This window comes from Streptomyces sp. NPDC001393 (assembly GCF_053597455.1).
Map to the genome: position 1 here is coordinate 35,621 of NZ_JBSFIH010000055.1, position 20,534 is coordinate 56,154.

At 72.6% G+C, this 20,534-nt stretch carries 14 protein-coding genes and 3 pseudogenes; 4 read left to right on the forward strand and 13 right to left on the reverse strand.

What is annotated here, in order from left to right; all coding sequences use genetic code 11:
• Positions 1-31 precede the first annotated feature (31 nt).
• Positions 32-946: an ABC transporter permease gene (locus ACWC2T_RS37295; protein WP_450674771.1), complete on the reverse strand. Its 915-nt coding sequence runs from the start codon at positions 944-946 to the stop codon at positions 32-34.
• A 200-nt stretch (positions 947-1,146) separates the two neighbouring features.
• Between ACWC2T_RS37295 and ACWC2T_RS37300 the strand changes: the two genes are divergently transcribed.
• Positions 1,147-1,773 carry a TetR/AcrR family transcriptional regulator gene (locus ACWC2T_RS37300; protein ID WP_351207015.1) on the forward strand — a complete coding sequence of 209 codons (627 nt, stop codon included), beginning with the start codon at positions 1,147-1,149 and terminating at the stop codon, positions 1,771-1,773.
• Between the two features lie 10 nt (positions 1,774-1,783).
• Here the strand turns inward: ACWC2T_RS37300 and ACWC2T_RS37305 are convergent.
• The 4 genes and pseudogenes from ACWC2T_RS37305 to ACWC2T_RS37320 form a co-directional block, all read right to left on the reverse strand.
• Positions 1,784-2,017 (reverse strand): annotated as a pseudogene (locus tag ACWC2T_RS37305) (ADP-ribosylglycohydrolase family protein); the annotation flags it as partial.
• Between the two features lie 15 nt (positions 2,018-2,032).
• The gene (gene galE, locus ACWC2T_RS37310) at positions 2,033-3,013 is read right to left on the reverse strand and encodes a UDP-glucose 4-epimerase GalE (protein ID WP_450674772.1); all 981 of its coding nucleotides are present in this window, start codon (positions 3,011-3,013) and stop codon (positions 2,033-2,035) included.
• A gap of 142 nt (positions 3,014-3,155) precedes the next feature.
• The gene (locus tag ACWC2T_RS37315) at positions 3,156-4,880 is read right to left on the reverse strand and encodes a glycosyltransferase family 2 protein (RefSeq protein ID WP_450674773.1); all 1,725 of its coding nucleotides are present in this window, start codon (positions 4,878-4,880) and stop codon (positions 3,156-3,158) included.
• Positions 4,881-4,924: 44 nt separating this feature from the next.
• Positions 4,925-6,205 (reverse strand): glycosyltransferase 87 family protein, encoded by a 1,281-nt coding sequence (locus tag ACWC2T_RS37320; RefSeq protein ID WP_450674774.1) that lies wholly within the window; start codon positions 6,203-6,205, stop codon positions 4,925-4,927.
• Positions 6,206-6,472: 267 nt separating this feature from the next.
• Between ACWC2T_RS37320 and ACWC2T_RS37325 the strand changes: the two genes are divergently transcribed.
• Complete coding sequence (locus ACWC2T_RS37325; protein WP_450674784.1) at positions 6,473-8,032, forward strand: glycosyltransferase family 39 protein; 1,560 nt, start codon at positions 6,473-6,475, stop codon at positions 8,030-8,032.
• A 15-nt stretch (positions 8,033-8,047) separates the two neighbouring features.
• Here the strand turns inward: ACWC2T_RS37325 and ACWC2T_RS37330 are convergent, their stop codons facing one another.
• The gene (locus ACWC2T_RS37330; RefSeq protein ID WP_450674775.1) at positions 8,048-8,539 is read right to left on the reverse strand and encodes a MarR family winged helix-turn-helix transcriptional regulator; all 492 of its coding nucleotides are present in this window, start codon (positions 8,537-8,539) and stop codon (positions 8,048-8,050) included.
• 74 nt (positions 8,540-8,613) lie between these two features.
• Between ACWC2T_RS37330 and ACWC2T_RS37335 the strand changes: the two genes are divergently transcribed.
• Positions 8,614-9,027 (forward strand): organic hydroperoxide resistance protein, encoded by a 414-nt coding sequence (locus tag ACWC2T_RS37335; protein WP_351207029.1) that lies wholly within the window; start codon positions 8,614-8,616, stop codon positions 9,025-9,027.
• 99 nt (positions 9,028-9,126) lie between these two features.
• Here ACWC2T_RS37335 and ACWC2T_RS37340 read toward each other — a convergent pair whose 3' ends face one another.
• The 7 genes and pseudogenes from ACWC2T_RS37340 to ACWC2T_RS37370 form a co-directional block, all read right to left on the reverse strand.
• Positions 9,127-11,361, reverse strand: coding sequence for a bifunctional glycosyltransferase/CDP-glycerol:glycerophosphate glycerophosphotransferase (locus ACWC2T_RS37340; protein ID WP_450674776.1), 2,235 nt, complete (start codon positions 11,359-11,361; stop codon positions 9,127-9,129).
• A 6-nt stretch (positions 11,362-11,367) separates the two neighbouring features.
• Positions 11,368-13,590, reverse strand: a complete 2,223-nt coding sequence (locus ACWC2T_RS37345) for a bifunctional glycosyltransferase/CDP-glycerol:glycerophosphate glycerophosphotransferase (RefSeq protein WP_450674777.1) — start codon at positions 13,588-13,590, stop codon at positions 11,368-11,370.
• A 182-nt stretch (positions 13,591-13,772) separates the two neighbouring features.
• Positions 13,773-16,016 carry a bifunctional glycosyltransferase/CDP-glycerol:glycerophosphate glycerophosphotransferase gene (locus ACWC2T_RS37350; protein WP_450674778.1) on the reverse strand — a complete coding sequence of 748 codons (2,244 nt, stop codon included), beginning with the start codon at positions 16,014-16,016 and terminating at the stop codon, positions 13,773-13,775.
• Positions 16,017-16,176: 160 nt separating this feature from the next.
• A complete protein-coding gene (locus ACWC2T_RS37355) occupies positions 16,177-17,016 on the reverse strand; it encodes a carbohydrate ABC transporter permease (RefSeq protein ID WP_450674779.1) in 840 nt (279 codons plus the stop codon).
• Complete coding sequence (locus ACWC2T_RS37360; RefSeq protein ID WP_450674780.1) at positions 17,013-18,293, reverse strand: carbohydrate ABC transporter permease; 1,281 nt, start codon at positions 18,291-18,293, stop codon at positions 17,013-17,015. The genes ACWC2T_RS37355 and ACWC2T_RS37360 overlap by 4 nt, the downstream gene beginning before the upstream one ends.
• 73 nt (positions 18,294-18,366) lie before the next feature.
• Positions 18,367-19,752, reverse strand: coding sequence for an ABC transporter substrate-binding protein (locus ACWC2T_RS37365; RefSeq protein WP_450674781.1), 1,386 nt, complete (start codon positions 19,750-19,752; stop codon positions 18,367-18,369).
• A 165-nt stretch (positions 19,753-19,917) separates the two neighbouring features.
• Positions 19,918-20,442, reverse strand: a pseudogene (locus ACWC2T_RS37370) (hypothetical protein); the annotation flags it as partial.
• Between ACWC2T_RS37370 and ACWC2T_RS37375 the strand changes: the two are divergent.
• Positions 20,437-20,534, forward strand: a pseudogene (locus ACWC2T_RS37375) (PHP domain-containing protein); the annotation flags it as partial. The pseudogenes ACWC2T_RS37370 and ACWC2T_RS37375 sit on opposite strands and share 6 nt — an antisense overlap.

The following is a 20,534-nucleotide window of genomic DNA, read 5'->3' on the forward strand; positions in this document are numbered from 1 at the left end:
GTCGGGGTTCTCGGGGTTCTGGGGAGTCTGCTCAGCCACGGCCGTACCTCTCCTCCGCCTTCCAGAAGTAGATGAAGCCGCCGACGCCGACGACCAGCGCCCAGCCGATCGCCGTCGACCACACGTGTGGGGGTAGCTGCTTGGCGTGGAAGCTCTTGATCAGGGCGAAGCGCATGAGGTCGATGTAGACCGCGGCCGGGTTGGTCTCCAGCAGGACCGTGACGATGTGCGGCAGGTGGTCCTTCTTGGTGAGCGAGTGGATGCTCCACATCACGCCGGACACGTACATCCAGGTGCGCAGGATGAACGGCATCAGCTGGGCGATGTCCGGGGTCTTGGCGCCCATCCGCGCCATGATCAGCGACATCCCCGCGTTGAACACGAACTGCAGGACCAGCGCGGGGATCACCAGCAGCCAGGAGAAGGAGATCGGCACGCCCAGGCTGAGCAGGATGACGACCAGTGCGGCCATCGAGAACAGCAGCTGCTGGAGCTGCTGGATGCAGAAGGAGATCGGCAGGGCGGCGCGCGGGAAGTGCAGGGCGCGCACCAGGCCGAGGTTGCCGGAGATCGCCCGGGTGCCGACCTGGATCGAGCTCTGCGTGAACGTCCACACGAACACGCCGGTGACCAGGAACGGGATGTAGTCCGGGACGCCCTTCTTGGTGCCGAGCAGCACGCCGAAGATGAAGTAGTAGACCGCCGCGTTCAGCAGCGGGGTCATGACCTGCCAGATCTGGCCGAGCTTCGCCTCGCTGTACTGAGCGGTGAGCTTGGCGGTGGCGAAGGCGGTGATGAAGTGGCGCCGGGCCCACAGCTGGCGGACGTACTCGGGCAGGGAGGGGCGGGCGCCGCTGACCGTCAGGCCGTGCCGGGCGGCCAGCGCCGCGAGATCGTCGTCGGCCGGGGCCTGGGTGGGGGGCGGTGTGTCGAGGACCTGGCTCACATCCGCTGCTTTCGCTCGGGGGGAGGGGGTGCCGCGGCCCGGCCGGCTGCCGGGGCGCACGGTCACTGGTCCGACGTTTCCTTACGCTTCTCTTCACGTTCTCTTACGTCGGAACGGGACCGTATCGTCGCAACGGCGAGAGTAGAACCAATCGACGTCGGAACGCAACCGTATCGTCGTCACGCCCTATGCTGTGCATCATGACGACGAACGCCGACGAACCCTCGACGCGTCCGCGCCGCCGGACCCCTGCCGGGGCCGCCGTGCTCCGGGAGGATGTGACCGAAGCCATCCGGGCGGCGGTCTTCGAGGAACTCGCGGCCGTCGGATACGCCCGCATGTCCATCGAGGGCATCGCGCGGCGGGCGGGCGTCGGCAAGACCGCGGTGTACCGGCGGTGGCGTTCCAAACTGCACCTGGTGCTGGACGTCGTCTCGGCGATGGCGGTCCTGGGCCTCCCGGTACCGGACACGGGCTCCCTGGAGGGCGACCTGCGCCTGCTGTACGAGGTGACGTCGCGCGCCCTGCGCCACCCGGTCGCCTCGCAGATCATCCCCGACCTCCAGGCGGAGGCGGCCCGCAATCCCGACATCGCCGACGCCTTCCAGAAGGCCCTGCGGGACGGGCAGGAGGGCGTGGCCAGCAAGATCGTGGCGGCGGCGGAGGCGCGCGGAGAGGTGCGCGCGGGTGTCGATCCCGACCTCGCGCTCGACCTGATCTCCGGCCCGCTGTACTGGCGCGCGGTGGTCATCCGCTCCCCGAAGCTGCCGAAGGACTACCTGGACATGCTGGCCCGGGCCACGGCGGGGGCGCTCAAGGCGCTGTGAGGGGCGCCGCGTCCAGGCCGCCGTGGTCCAGCAGGGACTCGGCGGTCAGGACCGCCCTCTGCGTGTCGGCCGTCGCCTTGCCCGGCTCCCAGCCGCCGCCCCCGCACATCTCGCCGCCGTGTCCGGGACGGGGGAACCGGGCCGAGAAGGCGCCCTCGGGGCCGAACTCGAAGGGCGCCCCGAGCGCGTCGGCCACGGCGGAGCCGAGTACGGCGCCGACCGCGCGTCCGAGGGCTCCGGGCACGGCCGTCGGCCGAGCCTACGAGCGCGCCGCCTCCGGGTGGTGGTGTACCCAGCCCTCCCAGGCCGAGGTGATCATGTCCTGGACGTCGTACTTGGCCTGCCAGCCCAGTTCCGTGGCGATACGGGTGGCCGAGGCGACGACGCGTGCGGGGTCCCCGGGGCGGCGCGGGGTGACGGTCGGCGCGCGGTCGTAGCCGGTGACCGCGTTGATGCGGTCGATCATCTCCCGGACCGACACACCCTCGCCGCGGCCGATGTTGAGGGTCAGGTCGGTGCCGGGGGAGGAGGCCAGGGCGCGGGCGACGGTGACGTGGGCCTCGGCCAGGTCGACCACGTGGATGTAGTCGCGCACGCAGGTGCCGTCCGGCGTCGGGTAGTCGTCGCCGAAGATGCGCGGCGCGGCGCCCTCGGTGAGCTTCTCGAAGACCATGGGGATGAGATTGAACACACCGGTGTCGGCGTATTCGGGGGCGGCCGCGCCCGCCACGTTGAAGTAGCGCAGGGACGCCGTGGACATGCCGGTCGCCCGGCCCGTCGCGCGGACCAGCCACTCGCCGGCCAGCTTGGTCTCGCCGTAGGGGGACATCGGCCGGCAGGGGGTCTCCTCCGTCACCAGGTCGACGTCCGGCATGCCGTAGACGGCGGCCGAGGAGGAGAAGACGAAGGACGGGACCTCCGCGCGCGTCACCGCGTCCAGGAGGACCCGGAGGCCCTCGACGTTCTCCCGGTAGTAGTGCAGCGGGCGCTCCACCGACTCGCCCACCTGCTTCTTCGCCGCCAGGTGCACGACCCCGCTGATCTCGTGCTCGGCGAGCGTGCGGGCCACCAGCTCCCCGTCCAGGACCGAGCCCCGCACCAGGGGAACCTCCGCCGGTACGCGCTCGGCGACGCCCGTGCTCAGGTCGTCGTAGACGACCGTGCGCTCGCCCGCCTCGGTCATCGCCCGTACGACGTGTGCCCCGATGTATCCGGCACCGCCGGTGATCAGCCAGGTCATTGCGGCCGTCTCCTCGTCAGTTGGCCCGTTCAGCCGCTCGGTGGAGCAGCAAGCGTGGTTCAGTGAAGCAGGGGGCGTCCCGCCGGATCAGCGGGGGCCCCGGTGAGGCGGCGGGGTGTGTCGCGGTGCCTCGGCATGTGTCTCAGTGAAGCAGGCGGCGGAGCCGGCCGCGCGCCACCTGCAGCACCCCGCGCACGCCGCTCGCCAGGCGCACGGCCAGCGCGCCGGAGTGCGTGGCGTACGGCTGCACCAGGAGCATGCCGTGCCGGAGGCTCGGGACGGCGCGCCGGCGCAGTCGGCCGGCGCCCGCCAGGGCGTGCGCCGTCACGTCCCGCTGTGTGCCGTCCGCGAAGCGCACGGTCAGCCGCAGGTCCCAGGTCCCGGCGCCGAGCGCGCCCAGGTCCACGGGCAGCTCGGCCGACCAACTGCCCCCGTCGGCCTCCGCCCGGACCCCTGCTTCGGTCTCCGCGCGGGTCTCTGCTTCGGTCTCCGCGCGGGTCGCCCCGTCGGTCCCTGCGCCCGAGGGCGTGAGGGGGACTGTCGTGCGCCCCAGCGTGCGGTTCTCGTCCTCCCGGGACTGCCACTCCACGTCCACCTCGCGCGGGCCCGCCTCGGCCACCCTGCCGTACAGCTCGTGCAGCCGCAGACGGAGCAGCGAGGCACGCGCGCGTGGCTGCAGTTCCGCGTCGACCGTGAGCGGGAGGAGCTCCGTGGGGCGGGTCAGGAGCGGTGTGAGGGTGACCTGGGGGAGGTCGGCGGACCAGACCGGGACGCCGTCGGGAGTGCGGGCGTAGGGCGGCAGCAGGCGCGCCGGGCGGGAGGCCAGCTCGCGCAGCCGGGGCAGGTCGAGGGGCTCGGGCGACTCCAGGACGACCCGCGCGAGCAGCCGGCCCGGAGCGCCCGGGTTCTGCTCCCAGTCGGCGGCGTCGTAGCGCGCGAGGTACTCCCGGGTGTGCTCCCACCACGCGCGCTGGTAGTGCGCGTCGCGCAACCCCAGCTCGCGCGCGTACATGCGCACCTCGTGGTCGAGGAACTTGGCCCGCGCCGCCCGCGCCAGCTCCTTCTGCCCGGCGCCCAGCAGGATCTCGTACGCCAGCGCGCACGCCTCCAGGCGCGCCTTCCAGTTGTCGATGTGCTCCCGGTCCAGCGAGAGCGACAGCTGCTCGGCGGCCCGGCGCACATGCCACACGTACACGCGGTCCGGTACGAGCGCCATGCGCGGGCCGGCGGCCAGCACGCGCGCGGTGAAGACGATGTCCTCGTAGAGGAAGCGGCCCTCGGGGAAGCGGATGTCGTGCTCGCGCAGGAAGTCCGTGCGGTACAGCTTGTTGACGCACAGCGTGTCGTGGACCAGGCGCGGGTGCTCGGAGGGGCGCGCGAGGACGGTGTGCGCCGTGTAGAGGGGCGCCTGCCAGGATTGTTCGCGCCCCGAGGGCAGCTCCCGGCGCACGCACAGCCCGCTCGCGACCTCGGCGTGCGCTCCCGTGGCCGCGGCCAGCAGCGTGTCCACCGCACCGGGCGGCAGCACGTCGTCGCTGTCCAGGAACATCACGTACGGTGTGGTCACCGTGTCGATCCCGGCATTGCGCGGGCTGCCGCAGCCGCCGCTGTTCGTGTCCCGGCGCACCACCCGCAGCCGGGGCTCGTCGGCGGCCAGCTGCTCGAGCAGGTCGGCGCTGCCGTCGGTGGAGCAGTCGTCCACGGCGACGACCTCGGCGACCGCCGGCCCCTGGGCGAGCGCCGAACGCACGGCGTCACCCACATGGGCGCGGTCGTTGTAGCCGATGACGACGACACCGACCTGCGCCGGGTGCGGCGACTCGGCGGTACCTGCGGTATCGGGTGTGTCGGTCGAGTCTGATCGCATCGGGTCCACGGGCCGGGAGCGTAGGAATGTTCGGTAATACCCCGTTAAGAGAGGCTTAGCGCTCGGTCCGGAAGACGTTCGAAATCGGGTCCGGGTTCCGTGCTTTGCACAGTATTTCCATAGGGATTTCCATGGGGGCGTGACGAACGCCACAACCGGACGAAGGACAGCACCGCCGCGGCCGCCAGGATCCCGTTGCGGGCCAGCATCAGCAGGCAGCCGGTCCAGGTGCCGTCGATCACGTCGCCGTAGTGCATCGGGAACGCCAGGGTGCTCAGCGCGGCCGCCGCCACGACCAGCGCCGCGACCGGCCGCTGACCGGTGTGCCGCGAGGTGAGGCACACCGCGGCGAGACCGAGCAGCCAGATCATGTACTGCGGGCTGATCACCCGGCTGGTGACCGTGAACAGCAGCACCGCGCACAGTGCCGCGTCGAACGGCGTGGCCTCGCTCCACCGTCGCGCCCGCACCCGCCACAGCACCAGCAGCGCGAAGGCGATCACCGTCAGCGCCAGGGAGGCGGTGGCGACGGCGTGCACATGCGGGCCGACCAGCTCGGTGGCGCCGTACCGGTAGCGGGCGCGGCCCGGCCAGCCCGCGTGCCGCGCCAGGTTCAGCGCCGTGCCGCCGACCGACTCGATCTGCACGCCCCGCCCGCCCTGCTCCCGCAGAAAGGACAGGGGGTGGTCGAACAACACGGCGAGGACCCCGAACGCGGCGCCCCCGGCGGCCGCCGCCCACCCCCACGCCCTACGGCTCGCCCGGCCCCGGGGCGTGCCCAGAAGCACCAGCGCCGGCCACACCTTCACCAGCGCGCCCAGCGCCCCGTACACCCCGCCCGCGCGCGGGGAGCGGCCCGCCGCCAGCAGGGAGAGCACGGCGAGGGCGGTGGCCTGGACGTCGTACCGGGCGAGCGGGAGGTGCAGCAGCAGCGGCAGGCCGCCCGTCCACAGGGCCGCGCCGAGCAGACTGCGCCCGGGACACCTGCCCGCGCGGGTCAGCGCCGCCGTGACCAGCGCGTCCACGGCCAGCGTGAGCACCACGAACGCCTGGAAGTACGTCAGCCACGGCAGCAGGCGCGGTGCCAGCAGTACCACGCCGGCGCCCGGCGGGTACTGCCAGAGCGTGTCGTGCGTCGGGAACGAGCCGCGCGCGAGGACGTCGTACCAGTCGCCGTACAGCCGCCACACCTCGCGGGCCACCGTGCCCCCGCCCAGCAGTGGGGCGTTGCCATGGGTGAGCAGCCACAGCATCAGGGCGCGGGTGGCCAGCCAGAGGGCGGTGACGCCGAGGACCGGACCGGAGTTGGCACGGAGACGGTTCATCAGCATGGGAGCCTAAGCGCCGCAGATGGTGCATACCCGCCGATACGCCGTCATGACTGTAAAAGGGTTGGTTAATCGCAAGAGATCGGGCGGACCGTGGTGAACGTCGGGCTTCCTGTGGATCGGCAGTCGCGCGGAGCGGATGCGAGGGCGGTCGGCGCGCCGTCGGCCGGCGGCGCGGCGACGGCCGGCGGCGCGGCGACGGCACCCCGCGGACACCGGGCCCGGATCCGCCGCCGGACCGCCGTGGGGGTGCCCGCGCTGGTGATGCTCGCGGTCGGGCTCTGGGGGCTGGACCGCGGCGGCATGTGGCGCGACGAGGCCGTCAGCTTCCAGGTCGGGCGGCGCACGGTGCCGCAGATCTGGCTGCTGCTGCACGACGTGGACGCCGTGCACGGCCTGTACTACTTCCTCGTGCACGCCGTTCTCGCCGTCCACCCCGGCGAGGTCGTCCTGCGGCTGCCGTCGGTGTGCGCGGCGGCGGTGACGGCCGCGCTGGTGGCGTCGCTCGGCGCCCGGCTGGTCCGGCCGCGCGTCGGGCTGTGGGCCGGCCTGCTGTACGCCGTCGCGCCGATGGCCGGCCACTATGCGCAGGAGGGCCGCTCGTACGCCCTGGTGGCGGCCGGGGCCACCGGGGCGACGCTGCTGTTCGTGCGGGCCGTTCAGGGGGCCTCTACCTCCTGGGTGGCATACGGCGCCGTCCTCGGCCTCACCTGCTGGCTGCACGAGTTCGCGGTGCTGCTGCTGTGTGCCCACGCGGGGTCGCTGGCGCTGGCCCGGGCCGGGGGCCGGGTGTGGCGGGGGTGGGGGTGTGCGGCGGGCGGGGTCGTGGTCTCGCTGGTGCCGATGGTCCTGGTGTCGCGCGGGCAGGCGGCGCAGGTGGCGTGGCTGCGGAGGCCTACGGCGGATACGGCGGAAGAGCTGTTGCAGGGGTTTCTCGGGCCTTCGGGCGGGGTGTACGCGGTGTGTCTGGGCCTTGCGTCGGTCGCCTTGGCGGGGCTCTTCGGGCGGCGGGGGGAAATCACCCTTGCGGGGGTGGCGTTGCCGTTGACCGTGGTGCCGCCCGCGGTGCTGATGCTCGCTTCCCAGGCCTCGCCGCTGTTTGTGGACCGGTATGTGCTGTACGCGCTCAGCGGGGCGCCGTTGCTTGTCGCGGCGGGGGCCGAGCGGGTGGCGGGGGCGGTGGGGTGGCTGACCGCCGGTGGTCGTCGTGTGCCCACCTGTTCCGCCCTGCGGAACGACTGCCCACACGACGACGGCATGTTGGAGAGGCGCCCCCTGCCGCACTCTCCTCTCGTCACCCTCACCGGTGTCTTCGCCGTCGCGCTCGCCTTTCTCCATCAGCTCCCGCTCCTGCGTGCCGACCGCGACCCCGGTGCCCGGCCCGATGATCTCGGTGCTGTTTCCCGGGTGGCGGCACGGGAGCTGGCGCCCGGTGACGCCGTGCTGTTCCTGCCGTCGCAGGTGCGGAACGTGGCCCTGACCTATCCGGGCGCGTTCCGGGGCGCGCGGGACGTGGCGCTCGCGGAGGGGGCCGCCGGGTCGGGGACGCTGTACGGGCGGGAGGCCGGGGCCCGGAAGGTGCGGCGGCGGATCGAGCGGCTGGACCGGGTGTGGGTCGTGGCGGACCCGGATCTGCTCGCCGGGCACTGGATCCCCCGCAACCACACCGAGCGGGCCGAACTCGCCGCGCTGCAGCGGGACTTCACCGGCAGGCAGGAGATCCTGCGGGGCGGCATCGCCGTACGGCTGTACGTCCGCGAGCCCATGAAGCGCCCGGCGGCCGAGAGGAAACCCGTCGAGACGAAACCCGTCCGGGCAGGCTGAACGGGTCCGGAGCGCTCAGTTCCCCTCGAGCCCCGCTGTCACGGCCGCCGAGTCCAGCGCGGTCGTGAGCCGGTCGAGGCGTTCGCGCAGTTCGTTGATCTCCGCCAGGTCGAAGCCGGTCGCCCGGGCGATGCGGCGCGGCACCTCAAGCGCCCGCTCCCGCAGCGCCGCGCCCTCCCCGGTGAGCCGGACCCACACCGAGCGCTCGTCCTGCGCGCTGCGCTCCCGGCGCACCAGGCCGGCCCCCTCCAGCCGCTTGACCAGCGGGGACAGCGTGCCCGAGTCGAGTCGCAGGTGTTCGCCGAGCGCTTTGACGGGCAGGTCGCCCTGCTCCCAGAGGACCAGCATCACCAGGTACTGCGGATAGGTGAGCCCGAGGTCCTTGAGGATCACGCGGTAGACGCCGTTGAAGGCGCGGGAAGCCGCGTGCAGGGAGAAGCAGATCTGGCGGTCCAGGCGCAGCCACTCGGTGTCGGTCATGCCTCCAGGGTAGCTCTGGTGAGCCATTTAGTTGTGCACAACTTAATTGTGTGCTCTACTTGTGGTCACAGCGAACCCCGCACCCGAGAGGGATGGTCTTCATGGACGCGCTCTACACCGCAGTCGCCACCGCCACCCACGGCCGTGACGGTCGTGCCGTCTCCTCCGACGGCAGGATCGACCTCAAGCTGGCCCCGCCGGTGGAGCTGGGCGGCAACGGCGAGGGCACCAACCCCGAGCAGCTCTTCGCAGCCGGTTACGCCGCCTGCTTCGGCAGCGCCCTCGGCCTCGTCGGCCGGCAGGCCAAGGTCGACGTCAGCGACGCCGCCGTGACCGCCGAGGTCGGCATCGGCAAGCAGGGCGAGGGCTTCGGCCTGAAGGTGACGCTGCGCGTCGAGCTGCCCGACACCGTGGACCAGGAGACCGGCCGCAAGCTGGTCGAGACCGCCCACCAGGTCTGCCCCTACTCCAACGCCACCCGCGGCAACATCGACGTCGACCTCGTCATCGAGTAACGCGGCCGTCGACGAGTGACGCGGCGCATCCCGAGGGTGCCGGCGGCCACCGCGCCGCCGGCACCCTCGGGCCTGCCCCGTTCCTGCCCCGTGCCCGCCCTATGCGGGCGTCAGCACGTCCTGCCCGGTGGCCTGGCCCGGCAGCCGGATCCGGGGGCCCGGCCCGGCCTCGCCCAGCAGCAGCGTGCGTACCACGCGCTCGGCGGCCCGGCCGTCGTCGAACTCGCAGTACCGCTCCCGGAACTCCGCCCGCAGCCGCGCCGACTCCTCGTCCCGCCAGGAACCCGAGGCGAACAGCCAGGCCAGCTCGCGGTAGGAACGCGCGACATGGCCGGGCGGTTCGGCGGTGATGTCGAAGTAGGTGCCCCGGCTCGCGGTGTACGCGGGCCAGTCGTCGGCGTGCACCACGATCGGCCGGTCCAGGTTGGCGTAGTCGAACATCACCGCCGAGTAGTCGGTGACCAGCACGTCCGCCGCGAGCAGGACGTCCTCCACGCACGGCTCGTCGGTCGCGTCGACCAGGATCCCGCGCCGGTCCAGCTCGGCCAGGCCCATGCCGCGCGCCGGACCGGTCGCCAGCGACGGGTGCAGCCGGACCACCAGGGTGAGCCCCTCGCCCGGGCCCCCGCCCCCCAGGCCCTCGCGCAGGTCCGCCGCGAACCGGGCCAGGTCGATCCGGTCCACGTGCCCGCCGCGCCGGTAGTCCCGGCGGGTCGGCGCGTACAGCACGACCGTGTCCGTCTCCGGGATGCCGTACCGCTGCCGGAAGTCGCTGTCGCCGCCGTTCACCAGTACGTCGTTGCGCGGGCTGCCGGTGCGCAGCGAGGTGAAGTGGCAGGGGTAGGCCCGCTCCCAGACCAGCTCGGAGTGGCGGTTGGCGACCAGGCTGTAGTCCCAGCGGTCGGCCCGGCGCAGCATCTGCGGCACGTCGAAGCCGAGCCGGGCGCCGGGCTTGTCCAGCAGGTCGGCGCCCATGTACTTCAGCGGGGTCCCCTGGTGGGTCTGGATGTGCACGCTGCCGGGCCGCTTGGCGAGCGTGCCGGGCCAGTTGACGTCGTTGACGAAGAACTTCGCCCGCGCGGCGACCTCCAGACAGCGCCGGGAGCCCAGGACCACGTGCTCCACACCGGCCGGCAGATGCTCGGCGGTCTCCTCGTCCTTCACCACCCACACCCCGCGCAGCTGCGGGGCGATCTGCCGGGCCTTGGCGTACACGGCGGCCGGGTCGCCGAGCATGCCCCGGTGCGAGGACGCCGAGTAGAGGACCAGGTGCGGGTCCAGCGGGCGGTGCGCGTGCACGGCCGCCCAGCCGGAGCGGGCCCGGTCGGCGGCCGCGCCGCGCACGAGAGCGGCCCGCCGTGCCGCCTCCTGCCCGGCCCGCGCCGCCCCCCGCCTGATCCGGTATCCCGTCCAGGAGCCCTCCATCAGGCCGGCCTCGCCGTCGGCCACGGCGCCCTGCGCCGGCCTGTGCCGCCGGAACATCTCCCGGGTGCGCCGGAAGAACTCGGCCTTGTCGGCGGGCGGCAGCCGGTCCGGCTTGGCCAGGATGTCCAGGCAGTGCTCAGCCATCTTGCGGTGCAGGTACGGCCGCCAGGACGCGAGCTCCGGGCGCTGCCCGACGAACGCGAAGACCCGCTCGTACTGCTCGTGGATGTCGAAGTGCTTGCGGCTGGTCGTGGAGAGGATGTTGCCCTGCCGACGCTGCCGGTAGTTCAGGCAGATCCGGTCCAGCACGGCGATCCGCCGGGCGCTGAGCATGACCGGGAAGGTCCAGGGCGTGTCCTCGTAGTAGCCGGGCGGGAACGCGAAGCCCTCCTGAGCCACGAACTCCCGCCGGTAGACCTTGTTCCACACCACCATCAGCAGGTCGAGGATCTGCGGGTACTCGGCCGCGGTGAAGGTGCCCGGCCCGGCCTCGGCGAGCACCTCGGCCAGGGCGTTGCGCCGGGTGCCGCCCCACCAGTAGGTGCGCGCGTAGTCGAAGACCAGCACGTCCGGGTCCCCGGCCTCGGTCAGCCGGTCGGCGATCGCCCTGAGCGCGCCCGGGGTGAGGGTGTCGTCGCTGTCCAGGAAGAACAGGTAGTCGCCGGTGGCGTGCGGCAGCCCGGCGTTGCGGGCCCGGCCGAGGCCCACGTTCTCCGGCAGGTGCAGCACCTTCACCCGCGGGTCGCGCTCGGCGTACTCGTCGAGGATGGCGCCGCAGCCGTCCGGAGAGCGGTCGTCCACGGCGATCAGCTCGAAGTCGCCGAAGCACTGCAGCAGCACCGAGTCCAGGCACTCGCGCAGAAAGCCCTGCACCTTGAAACAGGGCACGATCAGACTGAAGCGGGGCACGGCGGGTCAGCTCCTCACGAGGGTCGCGGCGGCGGGGGCGGGGACGCGCTGTGCCAGCGGGATCACGGGCGGGAGAGCCTCCGGCGGCTCGCCGAGCAGCACCCGCCGTACGACGCGCTCGGCGGCCCGGCCGTCGTCGAACTCGCAGAACCGCTCCCGGAACGCGGCCCTGAGCGCCGCGGCCTCCTCGCCCGCGTACGAGCCGTCCCGGAAGACCGCGGCCAGCTCGTCCGGGGTGCGCGCGACCGGTCCGGGCGGCTCGGCCGGCAGGTCGAAGTAGACGCCCCGCGTCTCCCGGTAGACGTCCCAGTCGTCGGCGTACACGACGATCGGCCGGTCCAGGTTGGCGTAGTCGAACATGATCGAGGAGTAGTCGGTGACCAGCGCGTCCGCCGCCAGGCACACGTCCTCCGACGAGCGGTGCGCGGTGACGTCGATGACGCGGCCGTCGGCGCGGCCGAGCCGCCCCCGGTCGTAGAAGTAGTGGGCGCGCAGCAGCACGACCACGTCCTCGCCGGCCGCCTCGCAGAACGCCGCCAGGTCCAGGCCGGGCTCGAAGCCGGTGTGGTGGTCGCGGTGGGTGGGGGCGTACAGGACGGCCGTGCTGCCCTCGGGGACGCCCAGCTCCCGCCGGACGCGGGCCACGTCCTCGGCGGTCGCCGTGTAGTAGACGTCGTTGCGCGGATAGCCGTACTCCAGGGCCTCCCAGGAGCCGGGGAAGGCGCGCTCCCACATCCGGGTGGAGTGGCGGTTGGACGAGAGGTTGAAGTCCCAGCGGTCGACCCGGCCCAGCAGTTTCGTGTAGCTGCCGGACTGCGCGGCCACCACCGGGTACGTCGACTGGTCCACCCCCATCGTCTTCAGCGGGGTGCCGTGCTGGGTCTGCAGGTGCACACTGCCGGGCCGCTTGACGATCCCCTCGGCGAAGTTGGCATTGTTGACCAGGTACTTCGCGCGGGCCAGCACCTCCCAGTAGCGGCGGGAGCCGATCACCGCGTACTCCACGTCCTCGGGGTCCCTGGGGTTTTCGGGCATCGCGTGCGCCTGACCGGCCTCGACGAGGAACACCGAGCGGATGTGCGGGGCGAGTTCACGGGCCTTGGCGTGGATCGCGGCCGGGTTGCAGGCGTAACCCCGGCCCCAGTAGGCGCAGTACACGGCCAGGTTCTCGTCCAGCGGGCGGTGCAGGTCGCGGGCGTAGCGCAGCCGGGTGCGCACCGCGCGCGGACGCGGCAGGACCTCGGCGGTGTGCACGGCCAGCTGGTTGGCGCCGCGCAGCGCCCGGAACGCGCTGTACGCCCCGGCCGCCAGCAGCCGGTGCTGCACGCCCAGGCTGCCGCCGGGCACCCGGAAACCGGCCGGCCGGTGGCGCCGGTAGAGGCGGGCGGCGCGGCGGAAGAACGCCCGGTGCCCGGACGGCAGCCGCTCGGGCCGGGACGCGGTCTTCAGGACCTGGGTGAACAGCTGCTCGAAGAGCGCGCGCGTCCGCTCGGCGGGCAGCTCCCGCTCGGCGGCCCGGGTCAGCACGAGCTCCACCTGGTCGAGTAGATCGTGGTGGTGCGGCCCCGGCACATTCAGCCGGCTGCCCTGCCGGCGCAGCCGGTGCCGTACGACGACCCGGCGCAGCACCGCGATCCGCCCGGCGGCGAGCGTGGTCAGACCGCCCCAGCCGATGTCGGTGAAGTGGCTGTCCGGAAAAGCGAGTTGGTGCTCGGTGAGGAAGCCGCGCCGGTAGACCGCGCTCCACGCCGGGAGCTGTACGCCGGTCAGCTCCGGCCGGTCGGCGGGGGCGAAGACGCCCTTCGGGGCCCCGGCGAACAGCGGGGCGGCCGGGTTGACCGGCTCGCCCTCCCACCAGGGGGCGCGCTCGTGCTCGACGTAGAGCACGTCCACGCCGGCGGTCTCGGCCAGCCGGGCGTCCAGGGCCGCGAGCGCGCCCGGCAGCAGCAGGTCGTCGCCGTCGAGGAACAGCACATACGCGCCGGTCGCCGCATCGATCCCCGCGTTCCGCGCCCCGCTCAGACCGGCGGACGGCGGCGAGTGGACCGGGGTCACCCGGGCGTCCCGCTCCGCGTAACCGGCGGCCACGGCCGCGGCCGGGGAGCCGGGGGCGTCGCAGACCGGGATCAGCTGCAGGTCGCCGCACGACTGGCCGAGAACCGAGTCCAGCGCCTGGGACAGCCGGGCGGCGACCCCGTGGGACGGGACGATGATGCTGAAGCGGGGCATTCTGCTCTTTCTGTTGTCTTGCGGACGCGTGGGGTGCGCAGGCGTGTCCTGTGGACGAGGCCGTCAGGGCCTGGGCCTGCCACGCGACCGGGCCGCCCCGCCGGACGCCAGGTGGACGGCCGGCTCGGGGTGGGCCGCGTCGAGCCGAGGGGCACGGGAACTCCCGGGAGGGCCAACGCCGTTCAGCGCCTCTCGGGGACGGGACAGGAACCGGAAGGCCGCGGCACGGTGGCGGTGGTCAGCGGGGAACGCGCACCGGCCGCCGGCGCCGGCCTGCGCTCCTCCAGCGGCACCACCGGCGGCAGGCCCGTCGCGCCCCGCACCACATGCCGTACGACCCGCTCGGCGGCGCGTCCGTCGTCGTACGGGCAGAACCGTTGCCGGAACGCCGCCCGCAGCTGGGCCGAGCGCGAGCCGCGCCAGTGCCCGGTCGCGAAGATGTCGATCAGCTCGTCCTCGCTGCGCGCGACCGCACCCGGCGAGGCGGCGTGCAGGTCGAAGTAGGTGCCGCGGGCCGCCCGGTACGCCTCCCAGTCGCCCGCGTGCACCACGATCGGCCGGTCCAGGTTGGCGTAGTCGAACATGAGCGACGAGTAGTCGGTGAGGAGGGCGTCCGAGGCCAGACACAGCGACTGCACGCTGGGGTGGTTGCCGACGTCGATGACCCGGGCGCCCGTGCCGAGGGGGCCGCCGTGCACCGGGTGGGGGCGGGCCAGGATCACGAAGCGCGGGCCGAGGCGGCGCGCGATCCGCTCCAGGTCCAGCAGCGGGTGCTGGGTGCGCTGATGGTCGCGGAAGGTCGGCGCGTACAGGATCGCGACCGCGCCTTCCGGGATGCCCAGCAACCCGCGCAGCCGGGCCACGTCCGCCGAGGTCGCCCGCTGGAAGACGTCGTTGCGCGGCGCGCCGAACTCCAGCGTGCGGTACCGGCCCGGGAAGACCCGCTCCCAGGTCAGGGTCGAGTGCCGGTTGCCGGACAGCACGATGTCCCACTGGTCGACGCCGCGCAGCAGCCGGCCGAAGTCGGTGTCGCGGGCCGCCGCCGGGCGTTCCTTCAGGTCCAGGCCCATGTGCTTGAGCGGCGTGCCCTGCCGGGTCTGGACCAGCACCTGCCCGGGCCGCTTGCGCAGGTCCGGGTCCAGGACGTCGTCGGTGACCAGGTACTTGGCGCGGGCCAGCGCCGTCCAGTAGGCGGCGGTGCCGGGCCGCAGCCGGCACGGGCCGGGCGGGACCGTGTGCTGGTGCTCGGGGCGGGCGATCCAGGCGGTCCGGATGTGCGGGGCATGGGCGCGGAACGCCTCCTCCAGGGCGCCCGGGTCGCCGCCGTGGCCCCGGCCCGCCCCGGAGGTGAACACCGCCCGGTCGGCGCGGACGGGCAGCCGCAACTGGATCCGGTAGTGCAGCCGCAGCACCCCGGTCCGCACGGCGCGGGCCAGCTTCACCGCCGCCTTGAACGTGCGCCGGCGCACGGCCGAGACCACCTGCAACGCGCGGAAGGTGCGGTGCAGACCGAAGCGGACCAGGACGCCCCGGCGCCGCAGCCGGGCGCCGGGGGTGCGGTAGCGGCGGTAGTGGGCGCGGGCCCGGCGCAGGAACTCGCCGTGGCTGCCGCGCGGCAGCCGGTCCCGCCTGGTGAACACCGTGGCGTAGTGGTCGATCATCCGGCGGAACAACTCCGGCCGCCACCGGGCCAGTTCGGGATGGTCCTCGACGTACGCGAACACCCGGTCGTACTGCTCGAACAGATCGAAGTGCCGGGTGCTGGCGGTGCCGAGGATGCTGCCCTGCCGGCGCTGCCGGTAGTGCACGCACACCCGGTCCAGGGTGGCGATCGACTCCGCCGTCATCAGCACCGGGAACGTCCAGGGGGTGTCCTCGTAGTAGCCCGGCGGGAAGGCGAAGCCGCGCTGCTCGACGAACTCCCGCCGGTACGCCTTGTTCCAGGCCACCATCAGTACCCTGAGCAGCCCCGGCCGGTCCTGGAGGCGGAACGGCGCCGGGCCCTGCTCGGTGAGCGGGGCGGTGAGCTGGTTGCGCTCCGCCCGGCCGTCCCAGTAGGTGCGCGCGTAGTCGTACACCAGGACGTCCGGCTCCCCGGACTCCTTGATCCGGTCGGCGATCGCCCTGAGCGCGCCCGGGGTGAGCGTGTCGTCGCCGTCCAGGAAGACCAGGTAGTCACCGCTCGCCTCGGCCATCCCCGCGTTCCTGGCCCGCCCGAGCCCCCGGTTCTCGGCCAGGTGCACGGGCCGTACCCGCGCGTCCCGGGCCGCGTACTCGTCGGTGATCGCCCCGCAGGCATCCGGCGAGCAGTCGTCCACGGCGATCAGTTCCAGATCGGGGTACGACTGCGAGAGCACCGAGTCCAGGCACTCGGAGAGATACGCCTGGACCTTGTACGCGGGGACAATGACACTGAACCTGGGCAAGGGACATCCAAGGGTCGTCGCTCGGCGCGGGGTTTCTGACCGGAAACGGCCGATGGAGTGAATTGGTTACGGTTCGTACGGCATGTGGGGGACTGCGGGGGGACGGCGGGTGAACGCCGAGGGGCGGGCCCCCGTACGGCCCGCCCCTCGGCATCTGTCGCTACTTGACCGCGCCCGCCATCACCCCGGACACGAACTGCCGCTGGAACGCGAAGAACACGGCCAGCGGGATCACCATGGAGATGAACGCGCCGGGTGCCAGCACGTCGATGTTGTTGCCGAACTGCCGTACCTGCGTCTGCAGCGCGACCGTGATCGGCTGGGTGCCCGACTTGGTGAACACCAGCGCGACCAGCATGTCGTTCCACACCCACAGGAACTGGAAGATGCCGAGGCTCGCGATCGCGGGCCCGCCGAGCGGCAGCACCACCCGTGTGAACAGCCGCAGTTCACCGGCGCCGTCGAGGCGGGCCGCCTCCAGCAGCTCACGCGGGATCTCCGCGAAGAAGTTCCGCAGCAGGAACACCGCGAACGGCAGGCCGAAGCCGGTGTGGAACAGGATCACGCCGAGGATGGTCCCGAACAGGCCTATCTTCCCGAACAGTTCGGCGATCGGGATCAGCGCCACCTGCACCGGCACCACCAGCAGGCTCACCACGCCCAGGAACCACCAGTCCCGGCCCGGGAACTCCATCCAGGCGAACGCGTAACCCGCGAGGGAGCCGACCACGACGACCAGGAGCGTCGCCGGGACCGTGATCAGCACGGTGTTCCAGAGGGAGTGGGTGATGTCGCCGTTCTCCAGCAGCTTCCGGTAGCTGTCGAAGGTCAGCTGGGACGGCTTGGTGAACACCTTCCACCAGCCGCTCGCACTCATGTCCTCCGGCGAGCGCAGCGAGGAGGCGAGCAGCCCGATCGTCGGCACCAGCCAGAACAGGCCCACGACGATCAGGAAGACGCGGACCAGACCACCGTTGATCTTCTCCAGCAGCCAGGTCATCGCCGCACCTCCCGCCGCAGCCGACGCACATTGAAGAGCATCACGGGAATCACCAGCACCAGCAGCAGCACCGCGATCGCACTCGCGACGCCCGGCTGGTTCTCCGCGAAGCCCTTGCGGTACAGCTCCAGGGCGAGCACGTTCGCGTCGGCCTGGGAGGAGCCCGGGGCGATGATGTAGACGAGGTCGAACACCTTCAGCACGTTGATCATCAGCGTGACGGTGACGACCGCGAGGACCGGCGCCAGCAGCGGCACGGTGACCTTGCGGAACACCTGCCACTCGCTCGCGCCGTCCACCCGCGCGGCCTCCAGCAGTTCCCGGGGTACGCCCGCGAGCCCGGCCGCGATCAGCACCATCGCGAAGCCCGCCCACATCCACACGTACGCCCCGATGATCGCCGGGGTGACCAGCGCCGGACCGAGCCACTCCACGCCGTTGTACGGCTCCCTGAAGTTGCTCGCCGGCAGCCGCAGCCGGGCTCCGTCGGCGGCGGCGGGCAGCGTGAACGTGCCGTCGCCGGCGGCCCGGGTGGCGGCGACCACCTTGCCGTCCTTCACCGCCTCGATCCGCATCCCGGCGTAGCCCAGCTCGGACGGGTCGGGCACGCCGAGCCGTCCCACACCCTTGCCGCGCGTGAAGTCCTGCCAGGTGGTGCCGGTGATCTTCCCCGGCTCCGGCCGCGCGGCCACGGCCTGCTTCGCGCTGTCCGGCATCTGGTCCGGGGCCACGCCGACGAGGGGGAGGGTGACCGTGCCCCCGGTGTGGACGGTGGCCTTGGTGATGAAGCCGCCGCCCTGGGGCACGAGCGGCGAGTCGCGGCCCGGGTGGGCCTTCGGGAACGCCGACGACTGCGCGAAGGTGTCGTGCACACCCACCCACACCGCGTTCGCGACCCCCTTGTGCGGATCCTGGTCGTACACCAGCCGGAAGATGATCCCGGCGGCCAGCATCGAGATCGCCATCGGCATGAAGACGACCAGCTTGAACGCCGTTCCCCAGCGCACCCGTTCGGTCAGCACCGCGAACACCAGACCGAGGGCGGTGGACACCGTCGGCGCGAACACCACCCAGATGACGTTGTTCTTCAGGGCGGTGCGGACGCTGTCGTCAGTGAAGAGGGTCTTGTAGTTGTCGACGCCGGAGAAACCGTCGCCGGAGGCGTTGTAGAAGCTGCGGATGACCGAGTACCCGATCGGGTAGACCACGAGCGCGCCCAGCAGCACCAGGGCGGGCAGCAGGAACAGGGCTGCCACGGCCTTGCGGGTGCCGGTCACGCTCCTACGACCGCGGGGAGCGGCGGGGCCGGGTGAGGCCCCCGCCGCCGTTGCCGCCGACGCCATCGCCGGATCAGCTCCCGCTTCCGTACGCGGCCGCCGCGTCCTTCTCCAGCTTCGCCTGGGTGCCCGCCACGTCCGTCGGGTTCTTCAGGAAGTCCTGCAGGTCCTTCCACTCACCCTTGCCGGGGGTGCCGCCGAAGGCCGGCGGGGCCTGGTCGGACATGTCGAAGCGGAAGTGGTCGCCGGACGCGATCAGCGCCTGGGCGATCTTCTGCTGCACCGCGTTCGGGTACGCCGAGACCGGCACGTTCCGGTTCGGCGAGAGGAAGCCGCCGAGCTTCGCCTGGATCGTCGCCGCGTCCGGGGAGGCGAGGAAGGTGGCCAGGGCCTGGGCCGCCCTGGAGTCCTTCAGGATCACCGCCGCGTCACCGCCGGAGACCACCGGCGCGGTCGAGCCGACCGCCGGGAACGGGAACACCTTCGCGTCCGTGCCCACCTTCGCCTTGGTCTCACCGATGTTGACCTGCACGAAGTCACCCTCGTAGACCATCGCGGCCTTCGGCTGGTCGCCGCCGGTGAAGGTCTGCGTGACCGAGGCCGGGAACTCCGTCTGCAGCGCGCCGTCCTGGCCGCCCGCGAGGTAGTCCTTCTTGCCCCAGATCTGCGCGAGGGTCGTCAGCGCCTGCTTGACCGACGGATCCGTCCACTTGATCGTGTGCTGGGCGAGCTGGTCGTACTTCTGCGGGCCCGCCTGGGACAGATAGACGTTCTCGAACCAGTCCGTCAGCGTCCAGCCGTCCGCCCCGCCCACCGAGAACGGCGTGACCCCGGAGTCGTACACCGCCCGGGTGGTGGTCAGCAGGTCCTGCCAGGTCTTCGGCTCCTTGGCGCCCGCGTTCTCGAAGACCTTGGCGTTGTACCAGATCAGCGACTTGTTGGCGGCCTTGTAGTAGACGCCGTACTGCTTGCCGCCCACCTTGCCGATGTCCTGCCAGCCCTGGGAGTAGTTCTTCTGCAGCTCCTTCAGGGCGTCCGGCCCGAGCGGCTTGGCCCAGCCCCGCTGCACGGCCTGCTTGATGGCGCCGGGCTGCGGCAGCATGACCACGTCCGGCGGCTGGCCACCCGCGATCTTCGAACCGACGAAGTTGATGATCGGGTCCTGGGCGGGCACGAAGGTGACCTTCGCGCCGGTGCGCTTCTCGAACTCGGCCAGGACCTGCTTGAAGTTCGTCTGCTCCTGACCGGTCCAGACGGCGGCGATCTCCAGGTTCGCGCCGTTCAGCTTCGGCAGGCTGACGGTGGAGCCGGTGGTGGCCCCGCCGGTGGGCTCGCCGCTGCTCTTGTCCCCGTTGTCCTTGCCGCCGGAGCAGGCGCTGAGGGCGAGGGCGCCCGTGAGCAGTGCGGCGAATGTGGTGACGGTCCTGTGGGTCCGGATGGTGCTGCTCTTGCTGCGCATCACTTCCCCGTTCGTCGTTCTTCGTTGAACGTCAGAACTCTGTCCGTGCGCTCCGGTCTACGCCGCGCCGCACAAGCGCGGCAAGAGCGCCTGCGCCGTCCGGCCGCTCATCGTGACCGGCTCGTGATCAGGGACGTATGCGCACGGGGTGCCGACCGGCTCCGGTCAGAGCAGCGAGGGCACCTGAGCCGCGGACACCTCCCGCGCCGCACGCTGCACCGCGCTCGCCAGCAGGGCCAGGTCGGTGGGGCCGTTGCCCAGCTCCCGCACGGGTCGGCGGGCCGGGGGGTCGCCCATGCGCTGCCAGTCCAGCGGGACCACCGTGGGCCGCTGGGTCGCGGTACGCGGGATACGGCCCGTCACCCGGCCGCCCTGGAAGCCGACGACCCGCCCGTCCGCGTACGCCAGCCGGCCACGCCCCGGCGCCGGCTCGTCCGGCCCCTGCTGAGGAGCGTCCAGCACGACCCGCAGCGCCGCCCGCCGCGCGGGCTCCGTCTCCGCCGTACGACCGCCGGTCCCGGCCGCCGCCACCAGATGCACCCCGAGCCGCTCGCCCTCCCGGGCCACCGCCTCCAACGCCCGCATCACCGAACCGGCGGCCGGCCGGCCCGGCGAGCCGAGCGGGGGCGAGACCAGCGCGTCCAGGTCGTCCACGACGACCACGAGCCGCGGCAGCGGCGGCGCGGCCTCGCCCTGGTCACCGGGGCCGAGCTGTCCTGCCGGATCGACGGCATCTCGATGCACATGCTGGCCTACCTCTTCGACCCCGAGGAGCCCGCCCT

Excerpts from the sequence above, each read along its gene's own strand:
- ACWC2T_RS37335 (WP_351207029.1), top strand. The coding sequence starts at position 8,614 with ATGGACGCGCTCTACACCGCAGTCGCCACCGCCACCCACGGCCGTGAC.
- ACWC2T_RS37300 (WP_351207015.1), top strand. The coding sequence starts at position 1,147 with ATGACGACGAACGCCGACGAACCCTCGACGCGTCCGCGCCGCCGGACC.
- ACWC2T_RS37320 (WP_450674774.1), bottom strand. The coding sequence starts at position 6,205 with ATGAACCGTCTCCGTGCCAACTCCGGTCCGGTCCTCGGCGTCACCGCC.
- galE (WP_450674772.1), bottom strand. The coding sequence starts at position 3,013 with ATGACCTGGCTGATCACCGGCGGTGCCGGATACATCGGGGCACACGTC.
- ACWC2T_RS37365 (WP_450674781.1), bottom strand. The coding sequence starts at position 19,752 with ATGCGCAGCAAGAGCAGCACCATCCGGACCCACAGGACCGTCACCACA.
- ACWC2T_RS37315 (WP_450674773.1), bottom strand. The coding sequence starts at position 4,880 with ATGCGATCAGACTCGACCGACACACCCGATACCGCAGGTACCGCCGAG.
- ACWC2T_RS37355 (WP_450674779.1), bottom strand. The coding sequence starts at position 17,016 with ATGACCTGGCTGCTGGAGAAGATCAACGGTGGTCTGGTCCGCGTCTTC.
- ACWC2T_RS37325 (WP_450674784.1), top strand. The coding sequence starts at position 6,473 with ATGCTCGCGGTCGGGCTCTGGGGGCTGGACCGCGGCGGCATGTGGCGC.
- ACWC2T_RS37330 (WP_450674775.1), bottom strand. The coding sequence starts at position 8,539 with ATGGCTCACCAGAGCTACCCTGGAGGCATGACCGACACCGAGTGGCTG.
- ACWC2T_RS37345 (WP_450674777.1), bottom strand. The coding sequence starts at position 13,590 with ATGCCCCGCTTCAGCATCATCGTCCCGTCCCACGGGGTCGCCGCCCGG.